Source organism: Streptomyces sp. NPDC091279, from assembly GCF_044757465.1.
Classification (GTDB): domain Bacteria; phylum Actinomycetota; class Actinomycetes; order Streptomycetales; family Streptomycetaceae; genus Streptomyces.
Genome location: NZ_JBIVVA010000016.1, coordinates 86,463 through 103,590 on the forward strand (window position 1 = coordinate 86,463; position 17,128 = coordinate 103,590).

The following is a 17,128-nucleotide window of genomic DNA, read 5'->3' on the forward strand; positions in this document are numbered from 1 at the left end:
ATGACCCACACCCCACACACCGACCAGACCCCCCGCGGCCTCATCCCCCTGCCCCCCACCGCCGCCCGCGCCACCCTCCTCACCGGCGGCATCACCACCACCGCCACCCCCTTCCTCGCCTGGACCTGGACCGACCGCTTCCCCGGCGACCTCACCGTCAACGGCTACCCCGGCGGCCTCCAATGGCTCACCTTCACCGCCGGCCTCCTCACCACCCTCCTCACCCTCGCCACCTACCAAACCCCCGGACTCCGCTGGCTCCTCCCCGCCCGCAACAACGCCCCCCTCCTCCTCACCGCCCTCAGCGGATTCACCGTCACCTGGTACACCATCCTCTCCATCGCCATCGAACTCGGCGGCCTCGCCAACCTCGAACCCGGCGGCTACCTCGCCGCCCTCGCCGCCACCCTCCCCCTCATCGGCGCCCTCGCCCTCCCCGAACCCCCCACCCCAGGCAACCTCAAAACCGCACTCACCCACCGCATCACCAAACCCGACCGCATCCCCACCCCCCAACCCACCACCCCCTGGGCCCAACGCGCCACCATCACCGCCATCGCCGCCCTCGGCCTCCTCGTCTTCACCTACGGCATCGACACCGAATACGGCGAACTCTTCGTCGGCTACCTCATCGTCGTCACCCTCACCATCTGGGCCCTCCACACCGCCGGCCTCCTCGACCGCTTCTCCCACCTCATCGCCGGCAACCGCAGCTTCGCCCTCGCCACGGGCTTCCTCGCCGCCATCGCCTTCCCCTTCACCCAGACCGACGACCACTACGCCAACATCGGCGTCAACATCCTCATCTTCGGAACCGTCGCCCTCGGCCTCAACATCGTCGTCGGCCTCGCCGGACTCCTCGACCTCGGCTACGTCGCCTTCCTCGGCGTCGGCGCCTACACCGCCGCCCTCGTCTCCGGCTCCGAATTCTCCAAATTCTCCGGAATCCAATTCCCCTTCTGGGCCGCCGCCCTCTCCGGCGCCGCCGCCTCCCTCATCTTCGGCGTCCTCATCGGCGCCCCCACCCTCCGCCTCCGCGGCGACTACCTCGCCATCGTCACCCTCGGCTTCGGAGAAATCTTCCGCATCGCCGTCAACAACATGGACGGCGACTCAGGACCCGACATCACCAACGGCCCCAACGGCATCCCCGCCATCCCCGACCTCTCCTTCTTCGGCTACAACTTCGGCCAACCACACGACATCCTCGGCATCACCCTCGGCCGATTCGCCAACTACTACCTCCTCATGGTCCTGATCATGGCCCTCGTCGTCCTCGTCTACACCCGCGCCGCCGACTCCCGCATCGGCCGCTCCTGGATCGCCATCCGCGAAGACGAAACCGCCGCAACCGCCATGGGAATCAACGGCTTCCGCGTCAAACTCATCGCCTTCGCCCTCGGCGCCTCACTCGCCGGACTCGCCGGCACCGTCAGCGCCCACGTCACCTACAGCGTCGTCCCCAACCCCTACCAATTCGCCGGCTCCACCCCACCCAACTCCGCATTCCTCCTCGCCGCCGTCGTCCTCGGCGGCATGGGCACCGTCGCAGGCCCCCTCCTCGGCGCCGCCCTCCTCTACCTCCTCCCCGAAAAACTCGTCTTCCTCCAAGACAAATCACTCCTCGCCTTCGGCATCGCACTCATCCTCCTCATGCGATTCCGCCCCGAAGGAATCATCGCCAACCGCCGCCGCCAACTCGAATTCCACGAGACCGGCCAACTCGACATACCCGACACCACGACGCTGACCGACGCCCCGGCCGTCACCAAGGCAGGAGCGTGACCCCCATGACACAAACCCCCGTACTCCAAGCCCGCGACGTCACCATGCGCTTCGGCGGACTCACCGCCGTACGATCCGTCGACTTCACCGTCAACACCGGAGAAATCGTCGGCCTCATCGGCCCCAACGGCGCCGGAAAAACCACCTTCTTCAACTGCCTCACCGGCCTCTACATCCCCACCGAAGGCACCGTCTCCTACAAAGGAAACGTCCTCCCACCCAAACCCCACCTCGTCACCCAAGCAGGCATCGCCCGCACCTTCCAAAACATCCGCCTCTTCGCCAACATGACCGTCCTCGAAAACGTCCTCGTCGGCCGCCACACCCGCACCAAAGAAGGCCTCTGGTCCGCCCTCCTACGAGGCCCCGGATTCAAAAAAGCCGAACGAGCAAGCGAAGAACGCTCCATGGAACTCCTCAACTTCATCGGCCTCGCCCACAAACGCGACCACCTCGCCCGCAACCTCCCCTACGGCGAACAACGCAAACTCGAAATCGCCCGAGCCCTCGCCAGCGAACCCGGCCTCCTCCTCCTCGACGAACCCACCGCCGGCATGAACCCCCAAGAAACCCGCACCACCGAAGAACTCGTCTTCGCCATCCGCGACAAAGGCATAGCCGTCCTCGTCATCGAGCACGACATGCGCTTCATCTTCAACCTCTGCGACAGAGTCGCCGTCCTCGTCCAAGGCGAAAAACTCATCGAAGGCACCTCCGACACCGTCCAAGCCGACGAACGCGTCATCGCCGCCTACCTCGGCGAGCCCTTCGAGGGCGACCCCAGCACCACCAAGGGAGCAGCCCAATGACCGCCCTCCTGGAAGTCGAGGACCTCCACGTCTCCTACGGCAAGATCGAAGCCGTCAAAGGCATCTCCTTCACCGTCGACGCAGGCCAAGTCGTCACCCTCATCGGCACCAACGGCGCCGGAAAAACCACCACCCTCCGCACCCTCTCAGGACTCCTCAAACCCAGCTCCGGAAAAATCACCTTCGACGGAAAACCCCTCAACGGCACCCCCGCACACAAAATCGTCGCCCTCGGCCTCGCCCACTCCCCCGAAGGCCGCCACATCTTCCCCCGCCTCACCATCGCCGAAAACCTCCAACTCGGCGCCTTCCTCCGCAAGGACAAAGACGGCATAGAAAAGGACATCCAACGCGCCTACGACCTCTTCCCCATCCTCGGAGAACGCCGAAAGCAAGCAGCAGGCACCCTCTCAGGCGGCGAACAACAAATGCTCGCCATGGGCCGCGCCCTCATGTCCCAACCCAAACTCCTCATGCTCGACGAACCCTCCATGGGCCTCTCCCCGATCATGATGCAGAAAATCATGTCGACCATCGCAGAACTCAAATCCCAAGGCACGACGATCCTCCTCGTCGAACAGAACGCCCAAGCCGCCCTCTCCCTCGCCGACCAGGGCCACGTCATGGAAATCGGCAACATCGTCCTCTCCGGAACCGGACAGGACCTCCTCCACGACGAATCCGTCCGCAAGGCCTACCTCGGCGAAGACTGACCCCCACCGGACACGACTGAGGCCCGCACCCGCTCCCAACGGAACGAACGCGGGCCTCAGCCACACCCTCAGAACAACATCAACCCTTGGACGACTTCTTCTCCTCAGCGTCCGCGATAACCGCCTCCGCCACCTGCTGCATCGACATCCGCCGATCCATCGACGTCTTCTGAATCCACCGGAACGCCGCCGGCTCCGTCAACCCGTACGCCGTCTGCAACACCGACTTCGCCCGGTCCACCAACTTCCGCGTCTCCAACCGCTGAGAGAGGTCCGCGACCTCCTTCTCCAGCTCCTTCAACTCCGTGAACCGCGACACCGCCATCTCGATCGCCGGCACCACATCACTCTTGCTGAACGGCTTCACCAGATACGCCATCGCACCGGCGTCCCGCGCCCGCTCCACCAGATCGCGCTGCGAGAACGCCGTCAGCATCAGCACCGGCGCGATGCTCTCCTCCGCGATCTTCTCCGCCGCCGAGATGCCGTCCAGCTTCGGCATCTTCACGTCGAGGATCACCAGGTCCGGCCGGTGCTCACGGGCCAGCTCCACGGCCTGCTCACCATCACCGGCCTCCCCGACGACGGTGTAGCCCTCCTCCTCCAGCATCTCTTTGAGATCGAGCCTGATCAGGGCCTCGTCCTCGGCGATGACGACACGGGTCGTCAGCGGAGGCACGTGCGACTTGTCGTCGTCGGGCGCGTCTGCGGGCTGGGGCGACTCGGGGGCGGTCACGGGGGCTCCTTGTTCGGGGCAGGGGTGCAGCTGACAAGAGCGTACCTAGCTGCGCTAAGGTAGGGGCACAGCGGGTGACGGTTGACCTGCGTTTTACAGGAAGCCTCGGTAGTCCAGCGGTAGAGACACGGTGCTCAAACCACCGACAGCGTGGGTTCGAATCCCACCCGAGGCACTTTTCCTTCGATTCGAAGGTTGACGCCGAAAGCGGAGGATCACGTTCGCGTGATCTTCCGCTTTTTCGTGCGCAGGATCGCGATCGCTGGCACAAAGTTTCCGCATGGAACTGCACAACCCTTCGATTCGCGCAGAAGCCATCGCACTGATGCGCCAAGGCGTCCCAAACCGCCTCGTAGCGGAGCAATTGAACGTCCCGCGTGGCACCGTGGGCTGGTGGCGCAGCGAGGACCGCAAGGCACACGGCGAGAAGTACGAACAGCCGACGGACTGCCCTCGATGTACGGGCCGCGAGTTCGACACAGCCGCGTACTCCTATCTACTCGGCCTCTACCTCGGCGACGGCCACATCATCTCCAAGCCCAAACAGCACCACCTGTCCATCTTCTGCAACGCGGCCCAAACGGGTCTGGTCGCCGCCGCTGAAGACGCCATGCACAAGGTAATGCCACTCCCCAACAGCAGCCGACGCCGCAGGGCCGGATGCGTCGAGGTGAAGTCGTACACCAAGCACTGGACCTGCATGTTCCCTCAGCACGGTCCCGGTAAGAAGCATGAGCGTGCCATCGTTCTGGAGGCCTGGCAGCAGGACATCGTCGACGCTCATCCCTGGGAGTTTCTCCGGGGGCTCATCCACTCCGACGGGTGTCGTATCACCAACTGGACGACTCGGACGATCGCCGGGGAACTCAAGCGCTACGAGTACCCGCGGTACTTCTTCACCAATGTGTCCGCCGACATCCGCCGGCTCTGTACGGACACCCTCGACCGGGTCGGCGTCGAGTGGACGCAGTGCACGCGCAACGGGACGCCGTTCAACATCTCGGTTGCCCGTAAGGCTTCTGTTGCTCTGATGGATCTGTATGTGGGGGCCAAGTACTAGTGGGTCAGGGCCGGTTGGGGTTGTCGTCTTCGCCTACGTGGTGGATACGGACCAGGTTGGTCGAGCCGGAGACGCCGGGTGGGGAGCCGGCGGTGATGACGACGAGGTCGCCTTTGGCGCAGTGGCCGTGGGTGAGGAGGAGTTCGTCGACCTGGTCGACCATGGCGTCGGTGGAGTCGACGGGTGGGCCGAGGAATGCTTCGACGCCCCAGGTGAGGCTGAGTTGGGCGCGGGTGGCGGGGTCGGGGGTGAAGGCGAGGAGGGGGATCGGGGAGCGGTAGCGGGCGAGGCGTCGGGCGGTGTCGCCGGATTGGGTGAAGGCGATGAGGTGGGTGGCGTGGAGGAAGTCGCCGATTTCTGCTGCGGCTCGGGTGAGGGCGCCGCTCTGGGTTCGGGGTTTGTTGTGGTCGGTGAGTGGGGGGAGGCCGTTTGCGAGGGTGTTTTGTTCGGCGGCTTCGATGATTTTGGCCATGGTGCGGACGGTTTCGGCGGGGTGTCTGCCGGTGCTGGTTTCGGCGGAGAGCATGAGGGCGTCGGTTCCGTCGATGACGGCGTTGGCGACGTCGGATGCTTCGGCGCGGGTGGGGCGGGGGTTGTGGATCATTGAGTCGAGCATCTGGGTGGCGACGATGACGGGTTTGGCGTTGTGTCGGGCTTGGGTGATGGCGTGTTTTTGGATGAGGGGGATGTGTTCGAGGGGCATTTCGATGCCGAGGTCGCCGCGGGCGATCATGATGCCGTCGAAGTGGTTGAGGATGTCGTCGATGGTGTGGACGGCTTGGGGTTTTTCGATTTTTGCGATGGTGGGGAGGCGTCGGCCTTCTTCGTCCATGATGCGGTGGATGTGGTGGATGTCGTGTGGGTGGTGGGTGGCGGGGAGGGCGATGAGGTCGAAGCCGGTGTTGATGGCCCAGCGGAGGTCGGTTTCGTCTTTGTCGGTGAGGGTGGGGGTGGTGAGGGTGGTGTTGGGGATGGTGAGGGTTTTGTGGTCGGAGAGGATGCCGCCTTCGATGACGGTGGTGTGGATGTGGGGGCCGTCGATGTGGGTGATGTGGAGGGTGACTTTTCCGTCGTCGATGAGGATGTGTTGGCCGGGGGTGAGGTCGGTGGCGAGGTGGGGGTGGGTGGTGGTGCAGGAGTGGCGGTCGCCTTTTGTGTGGGGGTTGGTGGTGAGGGTGAAGGTGTCGCCGGGTTCGAGGAGTACGGGGCCTTCGGTGAAGGGGCCGAGGTGGATTTTGGGGCCTTGTAGGTCGGCGAGGGTGGCGATGTTGTGGCCGGTTTCTTCGGCGGCTTTGCGGAGGTGGTGGTATCGCTGTTCGTGTTCGGTGGGGTGGCCGTGGCTGAGGTTGAAGCGGGCGATGTTCATTCCGGCTTCGGTGAGGGTTTTGATTTGGTTGTAGGTGTTGGTTGCGGGTCCTAGGGTGCAGATGATTTTTGCTCGGCGCATGGGGGTGAGCCTAGGGCTTACTGGTGGGTAGGTATTTGGGGTGGGTGGGTGTCAATGTCCTTTGGGTGGTGGTGTTTTGGGGGTTCGGTATTCCTACGGGCGTGCGGGGGGGGTGGGGTGTTTTATCGGGTGAGGGTGTTTCGGGGTTCAGAGGCGGGGTGGGTGGAGGGTGAAGCGGGCGTTGACGGTGGCGTGGAGGTGTTGGCGTTGGGGTTGGAGGTCGAGTGGGGTGGGGGTTTCTTCGGTTTGGGTGCCGTAGGTGAGGGTGCGGCTGGGGGTGGGTGGGTGGTGGGTTTCGGTGCCGGTGTCGGTGATGTCGAGGAGTGCGGCGAGGGTGGTGTCGAGGGCTTCGGCGTATTCGCGGGCGCGTTGGATGGCGTTGTGGACGGCTTGTTGGCGGGCTTGGCGGTGGTGGGGTGAGGTGGGGCGGAGGGTCCAGGTGGGGCCGTCGATGCGGGTGAGGTCGTGGTCGGCGAGGCGGGTGGTGAGTTCGTTGAGGGTGGTGAAGTCGTTGAGTTCGGCGGTGAGGTGGATGGTGCCGTGGTAGGTGCGGATGCGTTCGGTGCGGCCGCGTTGGGTGAGTTCGGGGGTGAGGGTGAGGTGGCCGGTTTCGAGGTGTTCGAGGGCGTCGCCGTAGCTTTTGAGGAGGTCGAGGGTGGTGGTGTTGCGGTGGGTGAGGTCGTTGAGGGTGGTGCGGCGGTCTTTGCCGCGGGCGGTGAGGGTGAGGTGGATGCGGGCGAGTTCGGGGTGGGTTTCGAGGTGGGCGTGGCCTTGGACGGTGAGGTGGGGGGTGTCGGGGGTGGGTGTGGTCATACGTCCCACTCTGTCATGTATCGGTCGAGTGGGGTGGGTGGCGTGAGGTGTTCGGTCATCAGATCGAAACCTTGGGGGCCTGTTGCGGGGTGTCGGGGGCGGGTCAGAATCTACGCGCGTTGTTGACCGTCCTCCAGGAGTCGTGACATGCCTTTGAATCGCCGGAAGTTTCTGAAGAAGTCCGCTGTGACGGGTGCGGGGGTGGCGTTGACCGGTGCGGTGGCGGCGCCGTCGGCGGAGGCGGCGTCGGGGCATGGTCGGCCGAAGCCGGTGAAGCGGTATGCGTTGACGGTGTTGGGGACGACGGATCTGCATGGGCATGTCTTCAACTGGGACTACTTCAAGGACGCGGAGTACTCGGACAGTGCGGGCAACGCGCAGGGGTTGGCGCGGGTGTCGACGTTGGTGAATCAGGTGCGCAAGGAGAAGGGGCGTGAGAACACGCTGCTGATCGATGCGGGCGACACGATTCAGGGCACTCCGTTGACGTACTACTACGCGAAGGTCGATCCGATCACCGCCAAGGGTGGTCCGGTGCATCCGATGGCGCAGGCGATGAATGCGATCGGCTATGACGCGGCGGCGTTGGGGAATCACGAGTTCAACTACGGGTTGGAGACGCTGCGGAAGTTCGAGGAGCAGCTGCGTTTTCCGTTGTTGGGTGCGAACGCGTTGGATGCGAAGACGTTGCGGCCGGCGTTTCAGCCGTATGTCATGAAGACGTTTCGTGTGCAGGGTGCTCCGCCGGTGAAGGTGGCGGTGTTGGGGTTGACGAATCCGGGTATCGCGATCTGGGACAAGGCGTATGTGCAGGGGAAGTTGACGTTCCCGGGGCTTGAGGAGCAGGCGGCGAAGTGGGTGCCGAAGCTGCGGTCGATGGGTGCGGATGTGGTGGTGGTGTCGGCGCATTCGGGGGCGTCGGGGACGTCGTCGTACGGTGATCAGTTGCCGTATGTGGAGAATTCGGCGGCGTTGGTGGCGCAGCAGGTTCCTGGTATTGACGCGATTCTGGTGGGTCACGCGCATGTGGAGATACCGGAGTTGAAGGTCGTGAACGCGAAGTCGGGGAAGACGGTGGTGTTGTCGGAGCCGTTGGCGTTCGCGGAGCGGATGTCGGTGTTCGACATCGAGTTGGTGTTCGCGAAGGGGCGTTGGTCGGTCGAGTCGGTGGCGTCGAAGGTGTTGAATTCGAATTCGGTCGCTGATGACCCGAAGATCACGCGGCTGTTGAAGGATGAGCATGCGAAGGTCGTCGAGTATGTGAATCAGGTGGTGGGTTCGGCGACGGAGACGTTGACGACGGTGGAGGCGCGGTACAAGGACGCTCCGATCATCGACCTGATCACGAAGGTTCAGGAGGATGTGGTGAAGGCGGCGTTGGCGGGGACGTCGTATGCGTCGTTGCCGGTGATCGCGCAGGCGTCGCCGTTCTCGCGGACGTCGGAGATTCCGGCGGGTCAGGTGACGATCCGGGATCTGTCGAGTCTGTATGTGTATGACAACACGTTGGTGGCGAAGTTGCTGACGGGTGCGCAGGTGCGGGCGTATCTGGAGTATTCGGCGGAGTATTACGTGCAGACGGCGGTGGGTGCGGTGGTCGATGTGGACAAGTTGACGAATGCGGGTGATCGGCCGGACTACAACTACGACTATGTGTCGGGGTTGGTGTATGAGATCGATGTGGCGCAGGCGGCTGGTTCGCGGATCAAGAATGTGACGTTCAATGGTGCGGCGTTGGATGATGCGCAGCAGTTCGTGTTCGCGGTGAACAATTATCGGGCCAATGGTGGTGGGGCGTTCCCGCATGTGGCGTCGGCGCAGGAGTTGTGGTCGGAGTCGACGGAGATCCGTACGCGGATCGCGGAGTGGGTGACGGCGAAGGGTGTGTTGGACCCGAAGGATTTCGCGTCGGTGGATTGGAAGTTGACGCGGGCTGGTACGCCGGTGTTCTAGGGGGTGGCCGGTAGGCCTGTGTGTCGTGAGGTGGGGTGTGGCCCGGTCGACGGGGTGTCGGCCGGGCCTTTGTCGTGTTCAGCGTTGGTCGGTGAGGGGGGTGAGGTGGTGGGCCTGGCGGGCGGCGGGGATGCGGGGGGTGGGGTGGTCGAGGCCGAAGGTGGTGAAGGCGGTGCGGGTGGGGAGGCGGTAGGTCTCTTCGCCGGTGAGGGTGTTGAGGATGGTGGCGCTGCGCCAGGCGGCGAGGCCGAGGTCGGGGGTGCCGATGCCGTGGGTGTGACGTTCGGCGTTCTGGACGTGGACGTTGCCGGTGACGGAGGGGTCGAGGACGAGTCGGTATTGGTCGTCGATGCGGGGGCGTTCGCGGCTGTCGCGGCGTAGGTAGGGGTCGAGTCCGGCGAGGATGCGGTCGAGGGGGCGTTCTTGGTAGCCGGTGGCGAGGATGACGGCGTCGGTGGTGAGGCGGGAGCGGGTGCCTTGTTGGGTGTGTTCGAGGTGGAGTTCGACCTGGGTGGTGGCGATGCGGCCGGCGGTGCGGACGCGGACGCCGGGGGTGAGGACGGCGTCGGGCCAGCCGCCGTGGAGGGTGCGGCGGTAGAGCTCGCTGTGGATGGCGGTGATGGTGTTGTTGTCGATGCCTTTGTGGAGTTGCCATTGGGTGGTGTTGAGGCGGTCGCGGACGTGTTCGCCGAGGGTGTGGAAGTAGTGGGTGTAGTCGGGGGTGAAGTGTTCGAGGCCGAGCTTGGAGTACTCCATGGGGGCGAAGGCTTCGGTGCGGCCGAGCCAGTGGATTTTTTCGTGGCCTGGGGGTCGGTTGCGCAGGAGGTCGAGGAAGATCTCGGCGCCTGACTGTCCGGAGCCGATGACGGTGATGTGGCCTGCGGTGAGGAGGGTGTCGCGGTGGGTGAGGTAGTCGGCGGCGTGGATGACGGGGACGTTGGGGGTGTCGACGAGGGGTTTGAGGGGGTCGGGGATGTGGGGTTCGGTGCCGATGCCGAGGACGAGGTTGCGGGTGTGGGTGCGGCCGAGGGCTTCGGCTTCGCCGTCGGTGTCGAGGTGGGTGAAGTCGACTTCGAAGAGGGCGCGTTCGGGGTTCCAGCGGACGGCGTCGACCTGGTGGCTGAAGTGGAGGCCGGGGAGGTGGTCGGCGACCCAGCGGCAGTAGGCGTCGTATTCGGTGCGTTCGATGTGGAAGTGCTCGGCGAGGTAGAAGGGGAAGAGCCGGTCGCGGCTTTTGAGGTAGTTGAGGAAGGTCCAGGGGTTGGCGGGGTCGGCGAGGGTGACGAGGTCAGCGAGGAAGGGGACTTGGATGCGGGCGCCGTCGATGAGGAGGCCGGGGTGCCAGGTGAAGGCGGGGCGTTGTTCGTAGAAGGCGGTGTCGAGGTGGGTGAGGGGGTGGGCGAGGGCGGCGAGGGAGAGGTTGAAGGGGCCGATGCCGATGCCGACGAGGTCGCGGGGGGCGTCGGGTTCGTGGTGCGGGGGGTGGGGGGTGGTCATGCGGGGGTGTGTCCTTCCACGAGTGCCAGCAGGGCGGCCAGGTCGGCGGTGCGGGTGGTGGGGTTGAGGAGGGTGGCTTTGAGCCAGAGGCGGCCGTCGAGGTGGGCGCGGCCGAGGACGGCGTGGCCGTGGGTGAGGAGGGTGCGGCGGAGTGCGGCGACGGTGTCGTCGGTGGCGTGGGTGGGGCGGAAGAGGACGGTGCTGAGGGTGGGGTGGGCGTAGAGGTCGAGGTGGGGGTGGGTCTCGATGAGGGTGGCGAGTTCGTGGGCGCGGTCGCAGACGTGGTCGATGAGGGTGGCGAGTCCGGTGCGGCCGAGGGTTTTGAGGGTGACGGCGATTTTGAGGATGTCGGGGCGGCGGGTGGTGCGGGTGGAGCGGCCGAGGAGGTCGGGGAGGCCGGCTTCGGTGTCGTCGTCGGCGTTGAGGTAGTGGGCGTGGTGGTTCAGGTGGGTGAGGTCGTGGGGGTCGCGGACGGTGAGGAGTCCGGCTGCGATGGGTTGCCAGCCGAGTTTGTGCAGGTCGAGGGTGGTGGTGTGGGCTTTTTCGAGGCCGTTGAGTTGGTGGCGGCGGCGGGGGCTGAAGAGGAGTCCGCCTCCGTAGGCGGCGTCGATGTGGAGGCGGGCGTGGTGGGTGGTGGTGTGGGTGGCGATGTCGGGGAGGGGGTCGATGAGTCCGGCGTCGGTGGTGCCTGCGGTGGCGGCGACGAGGTGGGGGCCGGGGGTTTGGTGGAGGGTGTCGGCGAGGGTGGTGGGGTCGAGGGTGCCGGTGGGGGTGGGGAGGATGACGGGGTCGGGGAGGCCGAGGAGCCAGGCGGCGCGGGGTAGGGAGTGGTGGGCGTTGGCGCCGCAGACGAGGGTGAGGTGGGGGCCTTGGGTTTCGCGGGCGAGGAGGAGGGCGAGGTGGTTGGATTCGGTGCCGCCGGTGGTGACGAGGGCGTCGGCTGCGCCTGTCTCGTGGGCGAGTTGGCGGGTGACGAGGGTTTCGAGGGTGCTGGCGGCGGGGGCTTGGTCCCAGGAGTCGAGGGACGGGTTGAGGATGGTGGCGGCGAGGTCGGCGGCGGCTGCGACGGCGAGGGGTGGGCAGTGGAGGTGGCCGGCGCAGAGGGGGTGGGCGGGGTCGGCGGCGCCTTCGGCGAGGGCGCGGACGAGGGTGTGGAGGGCGTGGGGGTCGCCGTGTTCGGGCAGGACGTTGCCGACGGTGTCGCGCAGGCGGGCGGCGATGGTGTGGGGGCCGCCGGCGGGGAGGGGGCCGCTGCGGGCGCGGGTGCCGTCGGTGAGGGCGTCGAGCACGGTGTGGAGCAGGGGCCGCAGGGCGTGGGGGCCGTCGGGTCCTGATGCGAGGTGGGTGCTCATGGGTGTCCTCCCGGGCGCCGGGCAGAGGGAGTTCCAGCTTGTACGCCGTTGCGTGGCTGCGCCCGAAAGGCTCAACGATTCCGACCCGAAAGGGGGTACTCCCGTCCGGGGAAAACATGTCGGGGGTTTGAGCGACCTGGGAGGTGATAGTGGGCGAGCGCCTCAGCCGCGAATTCCCCGTGCCCACCCACCACCGGCCCGGCAACACCCCAAAAGGGGCGCGAGGAACGGCGCGAGAACCCGCACACACCCACGACCCCACGCCCACCCGACAAGGACCAGCCCAACTACCAACGGGACGTCAACGCCCCTTAAGGGGCGCGGGGAACGGCGCGAGAACCCCCACGAACCCGCACGTGCCCACGGGCATACAGCCCGCCCGGCGAGGGCCGGGACGGCTACTCGCCCCCGGCGTCGCGGACGCGAAGGGCCCGGGCGAGATCGTCGAGCTCGTCGACGAGCTTCCGGCGCAGGGCAGGCGTGAGGTCGGCCTTGCGAAGGCATTTCTCGCCGAGCCGCAGATTCTCCCCGTCCACGGCATGCGCGGGAAAGCCCCAGCGCCCCGCGGCGGCGGCGATGGCAGGCCCCCGACGGGCGGCGAGCGCGGGAACCTCCTTGTAGTAGCGAGGGACGTAGCCGCGCACGAGGTCGGCCTGTTCGGGTTGCCAGAAGCCTCGGGCGGTGGCGGTGAACAGGTAGTTGGACAGCGCGTCGGTGGTGAACATGGCGTCCCACGCGCGTTGTTTCGCGTCGGCGTCGGGCAGCGCGGCGTGGCAGCGGGCGGCACCTTCCTGCCCGGTGGCGGAGGGGTCGCGGGCGAGTTCGGCGTCGATGGCGGCGGCGTCGGTCGCGCCGAGGACGGCGAGTCGGGCGAGGACGCGCCAGCGCAGCTCGGGGTCGAGTTCGGGGCCGCCGGGGACGGTGCCGTCGGTGAGCCACGCGGCGATGGTGTCGGGGTGGGCGGCGACGTCGATGAAGTGGCGTACGGCGATGAGGCGCAGTCCGGGGTGGTCGCCGTCCTCGGTGCGGCGGATGAGGGCGCGGCACAGGGCGGTGAGGGTGGCGACGGCGGTGGGGCGCTGTTCGGGGGTGAGGTAGCGGTCGGTGATGTGGCCGGTGGCGAAGGCGAGGACGCCTTGGACGAGGGCGAGGTCGGTTTCGTGCGGGAGGTGGTCGCGGGCGGTGTCGAGGTAGGTGGTGGGCGGGAGTTCGCCGTCGCGGACGGCGTCGCGCAGGGCGTTCCAGACGACGGCGCGGGTGAGGGGGTCGGGGAGTCCGGAGAGGCGGGTGTGGACGGTGGCGGTGGAGCGGGGGTCGAAGCGGATCTTGGCGTAGGTGAGGTCGCCGTCGTTGAGGAGGAGGAGCGCGGGGGGTTTGCCGAGGGGTTGGGGGGTGGGGTGGGGGAGGTCGAGGGCGAGGGGGGTGCGGGGGACGAGGCGGCGGTCGTCGGTGAGGTCGTGGTCGTAGCGGCCGATGGTGATGTGGTGGGGGCGGTGGCCGGTGCGGGTGACGGTGAGGGTCTGGGTGTGGTCGTCGCCGGTGGTGAGGGTGGGGGTGAGGGTGTCGACGCCGGTGGTGCGCAGCCAGGCGTCGGCCCAGGCGTGGACGTCGCGGTCGGTGGCGGAGGCGAGGGAGTCGAGGAAGTCGGCGAGGGCGGCGTTGCCGAAGCGGTGGCGGGTGATGTGGGTGTTGACGCCGGCGAGGAAGTCCTTCTCGCCGAGCCAGGCGACGAGTTGGCGGAGGGCGGAGGCGCCCTTGGCGTAGGAGATGCCGTCGAAGTTGAGGAGGGCGGCGGCGGTGTCGTCGACGGCGTCGGGGGCGACGGGGTGGGTGGAGGGGCGTTGGTCGGCGTCGTAGCCCCAGGCTTTGCGGGCGACGCCGAAGTCGGTCCAGGTGTTGGTGCCGCGCCAGCGGGGGGGTTGTTCGCCGGGGGCGGCGGGGCTGACTTCGTTGAGGGTCTGGTAGCCCATGTACTCGGCGAAGGACTCGTTGAGCCAGATGTCGTCCCACCAGCGGAGGGTGACGAGGTCGCCGAACCACATGTGGGCCATCTCGTGGGCGATGACCATGGCGCGGGTCTGGCGTTCGGTGTCGGTGACGGCGGAGCGGAAGACGAACTCGTCGCGGAAGGTGACGAGTCCGGGGTTCTCCATGGCGCCGGCGTTGAATTCGGGGACGAACGCCTGGTCGTAGGAGTCGAAGGGGTAGGGCTCTTCGAATTTCTCGTGGTAGCGGTCGTAGCACTGGCGGGTGATGTCGAACAGTTCGTCGGTGTCGGCGTCGAGGTGGGGGGCGAGGGAGCGGCGGCAGTGCAGGCCGAAGGGGAGGCCGCGGTGTTCGGTGCGGACGGTGTGCCAGGGGCCTGCGGCGACGGCGACGAGGTAGGTGGAGATGAGGGGGGTGGGGGCGGCCTGCCAGCGGCCGTGGCCGAGGTGTTCGGTGCGGCTGTTGGCGAGGACGGTCCAGCCTTCGGGGGCGGTGACGGTCAGGTCGAAGACGGCCTTGAGGTCGGGTTGGTCGAAGGCGGGGAAGACGCGTTGGACGTCGTCGAGGAAGAGCTGGGTGTAGAGGTAGGTCTCGCCGTCGGTGGGGTCGGTGAAGCGGTGCATGCCTTCGCCGGTGCGGGAGTAGCGCATGGCGGCGTCGATGTGCAGCTCGTGGTCGCCGGCGGTGAGGCCGGTGAGGGGGAGGCGGTTGCCGGCGAGGGTGGCGGGGTCGAGGGGGTGTCCGTCCAGGGTGGCGGAGCGCAGTTCGGCGGGGATCAGCTCGACGAAGGTGTCGGCGTCCGTGCGAGCCGTGAACCGGATGACGGTTCGGGTGTCGAAGGTGTCGTCGCCGCTGGTGAGGTCCAGGTCGATGGTGTAGCGGCGGACGTCGAGGAGCTTGGCACGGGTCTGCGCTTCGTCGCGCGTCAGTACGGACATGCAGGACATGCTGCCTGATGGCACTGACAACGCACAGGGCCGGGCCCGGTTCATGCGCTTTGTCCGGCCTCGGTGGGGGGTTGCTCGGCGCGGGGTGTGCCGCGCCGGGCGGTGGGTCACGCCTTCGTGGGGCTCTGCGGGGTCAACGGGCCTCGGGTGTGGGGCTGTTGGCGGTGTCCTCGGCGATGGACTCGTGGTGCCTGATCACTTCGGCGATGATGAAGTTGAGGAATTTCTCGGCGAACGCGGGGTCGAGTTTGGCGCTTTCGGCGAGGGTGCGCAGGCGTTCGATCTGGCGGGACTCGCGAGCGGGGTCGGCGGGCGGCAGGTGGTGTGCGGCTTTGAGGTGGCCGACCTGCTGGGTGCACTTGAAGCGCTCGGCGAGCATGTGGATGACGGCGGCGTCGATGTTGTCGATGCTGTCGCGCAGCCGGCCGAGTTCTTCGCGGACGGCGGGCTCGACGTCTCCGGTAGCGGTGTTGCTGGTGGTCATGGGCGACCACCCTACGGGGCGGGTGGGCCGGTCGGGGGCGTCAGGTGGGGCGGCGGTTCGGGGAGCGCAGGACGGGCCGGTCGGCGGGGGTGGGGACGCGGTCGCTCCAGCCGCCGGGGACGGTGCGGCTCTGGTGGGCGCGGAAGCGGACGGGGGCGGTGCCGACGCGGCGGGTGAAGAGGCGGGAGAAGTGGGCCGGGGTCGTCGTAGCCGACGCGGCGGGCGATGGCGGCGACGGGGAGTTCGGTGGTGGCGAGGAGGTCTTTGGCGTGGCCGAGGCGGATGCCGAGGGGGTACTCCGTGTGTGGCTGCTGGAGCTGGAGGAGGCGCCCCGGGAGGTCGGCGGGGCGCTGCTGCCGCCCGGTGTCTGAGGCGTTCGGTGGCCGCGTGCGGGCGGGTGTGTCCGCCGTAGAGTGGAAGCGGCTTCGGGGGCGTCTTGGGGGTGGGGCGTGGCGAACGACGGACCGGTGGAGCACGGTTTCCCGCACCTGGCGACGGTGCGGGAGGCCGTCACGGCGCTGTACCGGCGGTTGTCGTACGACACCGTCCAGTTGTTCGCGACGAGCGTGGACGCGGCCGATGTGGCGTTCCCCGATGGGGATGATCTGCATCTGGGGGCGCAGCGGGTGGCCCGTGAGCTGGTGCGGCACTACCGGCTGCCGGACGCCCGCATGATCGTCGCGTTCCGGGAGATGACGCATGCGGCGCAGGTGGAGTTGGCGGCGGGGCCTGAGTACTTCGTGGAGCTGAACGACCGGTTCCGCACGCATCGGCGGGACATCGGGGCGGCGCTCGCGCACGAGGTGATGCATGTCTATCTGCACCGGCTGGACCTGGCGTTCGCGGGGACGCGGGACAACGAGATCCTCACGGACACCGCGGCGGCCTATCTGGGGGCGGGCTGGCTGCTCCTGGACGCCTTCCGCCAGGACGCGCTGTCGTCGCAGAAGCTGGGGTATCTCACGCCGGAGGAGTTCGGGTACGTCCTCGCCAAGCGGGCGCTGGTGTTCGGGGAGGACCCGGCGCTCTGGTTCACCAGCCCGCAGGCGTCCACGGCGTACGCGAAGGGGCGGGAGCTGGCGCTGCGGGACGAGCGGCTGGCTCCGCTGGCGGCGGCCGGGTGGGCGGGACGGCGCCGCTACGCGCGTGAGCGTCGCCGCGCCCGGGACCGGCAGGCGCCGGGTGATCCGCGGGCCGTGTACGCGTTCAGCCCGGACGGGCACGGCGGGCTGCGGGTGTCGTTCCCGTGTCCGACCTGCCTCCAGCGGATCAGGGTGCCGGTCCGGGGGCGGGTACGCGCGCGGTGCGGACTGTGCGGGACGGTACTGGAGTGCGACACCTGAGAGTGCCGTTTCCTGCGCGCGTCACCTTAAGGGCGCCGTTTCGCCGGGGCGTCACCTTAAGGGCGCTGTTTCGCCGGGGCGTCGCCTTAAGGGCGCTGTTTTGCCGCCGCGTCGCACGAAGGTGCCGTCTCGTCAGCACGTTGCCTTAAAGGTGCCGTTTCGCCAACGCGTCACCTTGAGGGCGCCGTTTCGCCGCCACGTCA

At 67.4% G+C, this 17,128-nt stretch carries 13 protein-coding genes, 1 tRNA gene and 1 pseudogene; 7 read left to right on the forward strand and 8 right to left on the reverse strand.

Translation table 11 applies throughout. From position 1 onward, the window contains the following. From ACIQOU_RS32540 to ACIQOU_RS32550, 3 genes are read left to right on the forward strand one after another with little or no spacing between them, the layout of a single operon-like run. Nucleotides 1-1,785, forward strand: a complete 1,785-nt coding sequence (locus tag ACIQOU_RS32540; RefSeq protein ID WP_401542768.1) for a branched-chain amino acid ABC transporter permease — start codon at nucleotides 1-3, stop codon at nucleotides 1,783-1,785. A 5-nt stretch (nucleotides 1,786-1,790) separates the two neighbouring features. Next, nucleotides 1,791-2,594 (forward strand): ABC transporter ATP-binding protein, encoded by an 804-nt coding sequence (locus tag ACIQOU_RS32545; protein WP_401542770.1) that lies wholly within the window; start codon nucleotides 1,791-1,793, stop codon nucleotides 2,592-2,594. Next, nucleotides 2,591-3,307 carry an ABC transporter ATP-binding protein gene (locus ACIQOU_RS32550; protein WP_401542773.1) on the forward strand — a complete coding sequence of 239 codons (717 nt, stop codon included), beginning with the start codon at nucleotides 2,591-2,593 and terminating at the stop codon, nucleotides 3,305-3,307. The genes ACIQOU_RS32545 and ACIQOU_RS32550 overlap by 4 nt, the downstream gene beginning before the upstream one ends. A gap of 79 nt (nucleotides 3,308-3,386) precedes the next feature. On the opposite strand, the gene ACIQOU_RS32555 is transcribed toward ACIQOU_RS32550, so the two are convergent. After that, nucleotides 3,387-4,043 (reverse strand): ANTAR domain-containing response regulator, encoded by a 657-nt coding sequence (locus ACIQOU_RS32555; protein WP_401542776.1) that lies wholly within the window; start codon nucleotides 4,041-4,043, stop codon nucleotides 3,387-3,389. 102 nt (nucleotides 4,044-4,145) lie between these two features. On the opposite strand from ACIQOU_RS32555, the gene ACIQOU_RS32560 reads away from it, so the two are divergent. Together ACIQOU_RS32560 and ACIQOU_RS32565 are read left to right on the forward strand one after the other, a co-directional pair. Beyond that, nucleotides 4,146-4,218: transfer RNA gene (locus ACIQOU_RS32560), tRNA-Leu, on the forward strand. Nucleotides 4,219-4,323: 105 nt separating this feature from the next. After that, nucleotides 4,324-5,103 carry a helix-turn-helix domain-containing protein gene (locus ACIQOU_RS32565; protein ID WP_401542778.1) on the forward strand — a complete coding sequence of 260 codons (780 nt, stop codon included), beginning with the start codon at nucleotides 4,324-4,326 and terminating at the stop codon, nucleotides 5,101-5,103. Nucleotides 5,104-5,107: 4 nt separating this feature from the next. On the opposite strand, the gene pyk is transcribed toward ACIQOU_RS32565, so the two are convergent. Together pyk and ACIQOU_RS32575 are read right to left on the reverse strand one after the other, a co-directional pair. Beyond that, on the reverse strand, nucleotides 5,108-6,550 hold the full coding sequence (gene pyk, locus ACIQOU_RS32570) for a pyruvate kinase (RefSeq protein WP_401542781.1): 1,443 nt from the start codon (nucleotides 6,548-6,550) through the stop codon (nucleotides 5,108-5,110). 147 nt (nucleotides 6,551-6,697) lie between these two features. Next, the gene (locus ACIQOU_RS32575) at nucleotides 6,698-7,363 is read right to left on the reverse strand and encodes an SIMPL domain-containing protein (protein WP_401542784.1); all 666 of its coding nucleotides are present in this window, start codon (nucleotides 7,361-7,363) and stop codon (nucleotides 6,698-6,700) included. A 147-nt stretch (nucleotides 7,364-7,510) separates the two neighbouring features. Between ACIQOU_RS32575 and ACIQOU_RS32580 the strand changes: the two genes are divergently transcribed. Further along, on the forward strand, nucleotides 7,511-9,316 hold the full coding sequence (locus ACIQOU_RS32580) for a bifunctional metallophosphatase/5'-nucleotidase (protein ID WP_401542786.1): 1,806 nt from the start codon (nucleotides 7,511-7,513) through the stop codon (nucleotides 9,314-9,316). Between the two features lie 78 nt (nucleotides 9,317-9,394). Here the strand turns inward: ACIQOU_RS32580 and ACIQOU_RS32585 are convergent, their stop codons facing one another. The 5 genes and pseudogenes from ACIQOU_RS32585 to ACIQOU_RS32605 all read right to left on the reverse strand — a co-directional run. Continuing rightward, nucleotides 9,395-10,813, reverse strand: coding sequence for a lysine N(6)-hydroxylase/L-ornithine N(5)-oxygenase family protein (locus tag ACIQOU_RS32585; RefSeq protein ID WP_401542789.1), 1,419 nt, complete (start codon nucleotides 10,811-10,813; stop codon nucleotides 9,395-9,397). Then, nucleotides 10,810-12,165: a pyridoxal phosphate-dependent decarboxylase family protein gene (locus ACIQOU_RS32590; RefSeq protein WP_401542791.1), complete on the reverse strand. Its 1,356-nt coding sequence runs from the start codon at nucleotides 12,163-12,165 to the stop codon at nucleotides 10,810-10,812. The genes ACIQOU_RS32585 and ACIQOU_RS32590 overlap by 4 nt, the downstream gene beginning before the upstream one ends. Nucleotides 12,166-12,563: 398 nt before the next feature. Beyond that, the gene (pepN, locus tag ACIQOU_RS32595; protein ID WP_401542794.1) at nucleotides 12,564-15,098 is read right to left on the reverse strand and encodes an aminopeptidase N; all 2,535 of its coding nucleotides are present in this window, start codon (nucleotides 15,096-15,098) and stop codon (nucleotides 12,564-12,566) included. 133 nt (nucleotides 15,099-15,231) lie between these two features. Beyond that, nucleotides 15,232-15,582 carry a chorismate mutase gene (locus ACIQOU_RS32600; protein ID WP_401542796.1) on the reverse strand — a complete coding sequence of 117 codons (351 nt, stop codon included), beginning with the start codon at nucleotides 15,580-15,582 and terminating at the stop codon, nucleotides 15,232-15,234. A gap of 40 nt (nucleotides 15,583-15,622) precedes the next feature. Continuing rightward, a pseudogene (locus tag ACIQOU_RS32605) lies at nucleotides 15,623-15,881 on the reverse strand (helix-turn-helix domain-containing protein); the annotation flags it as partial. Between the two features lie 150 nt (nucleotides 15,882-16,031). Here ACIQOU_RS32605 and ACIQOU_RS32610 point away from each other — a divergent pair. Beyond that, complete coding sequence (locus ACIQOU_RS32610; RefSeq protein WP_401542798.1) at nucleotides 16,032-16,925, forward strand: hypothetical protein; 894 nt, start codon at nucleotides 16,032-16,034, stop codon at nucleotides 16,923-16,925. Nucleotides 16,926-17,128: the final 203 nt, after the last annotated feature.

Bases quoted from the DNA above. Each gene is read 5' to 3' on its own strand.
- pepN (WP_401542794.1), bottom strand. From the start codon at position 15,098: ATGTCCTGCATGTCCGTACTGACGCGCGACGAAGCGCAGACCCGTGCC.
- ACIQOU_RS32600 (WP_401542796.1), bottom strand. From the start codon at position 15,582: ATGACCACCAGCAACACCGCTACCGGAGACGTCGAGCCCGCCGTCCGC.
- ACIQOU_RS32540 (WP_401542768.1), top strand. From the start codon at position 1: ATGACCCACACCCCACACACCGACCAGACCCCCCGCGGCCTCATCCCC.
- ACIQOU_RS32575 (WP_401542784.1), bottom strand. From the start codon at position 7,363: ATGACCACACCCACCCCCGACACCCCCCACCTCACCGTCCAAGGCCAC.
- ACIQOU_RS32565 (WP_401542778.1), top strand. From the start codon at position 4,324: ATGGAACTGCACAACCCTTCGATTCGCGCAGAAGCCATCGCACTGATG.
- ACIQOU_RS32545 (WP_401542770.1), top strand. From the start codon at position 1,791: ATGACACAAACCCCCGTACTCCAAGCCCGCGACGTCACCATGCGCTTC.
- ACIQOU_RS32580 (WP_401542786.1), top strand. From the start codon at position 7,511: ATGCCTTTGAATCGCCGGAAGTTTCTGAAGAAGTCCGCTGTGACGGGT.
- ACIQOU_RS32585 (WP_401542789.1), bottom strand. From the start codon at position 10,813: ATGACCACCCCCCACCCCCCGCACCACGAACCCGACGCCCCCCGCGAC.
- ACIQOU_RS32590 (WP_401542791.1), bottom strand. From the start codon at position 12,165: ATGAGCACCCACCTCGCATCAGGACCCGACGGCCCCCACGCCCTGCGG.
- ACIQOU_RS32550 (WP_401542773.1), top strand. From the start codon at position 2,591: ATGACCGCCCTCCTGGAAGTCGAGGACCTCCACGTCTCCTACGGCAAG.
- pyk (WP_401542781.1), bottom strand. From the start codon at position 6,550: ATGCGCCGAGCAAAAATCATCTGCACCCTAGGACCCGCAACCAACACC.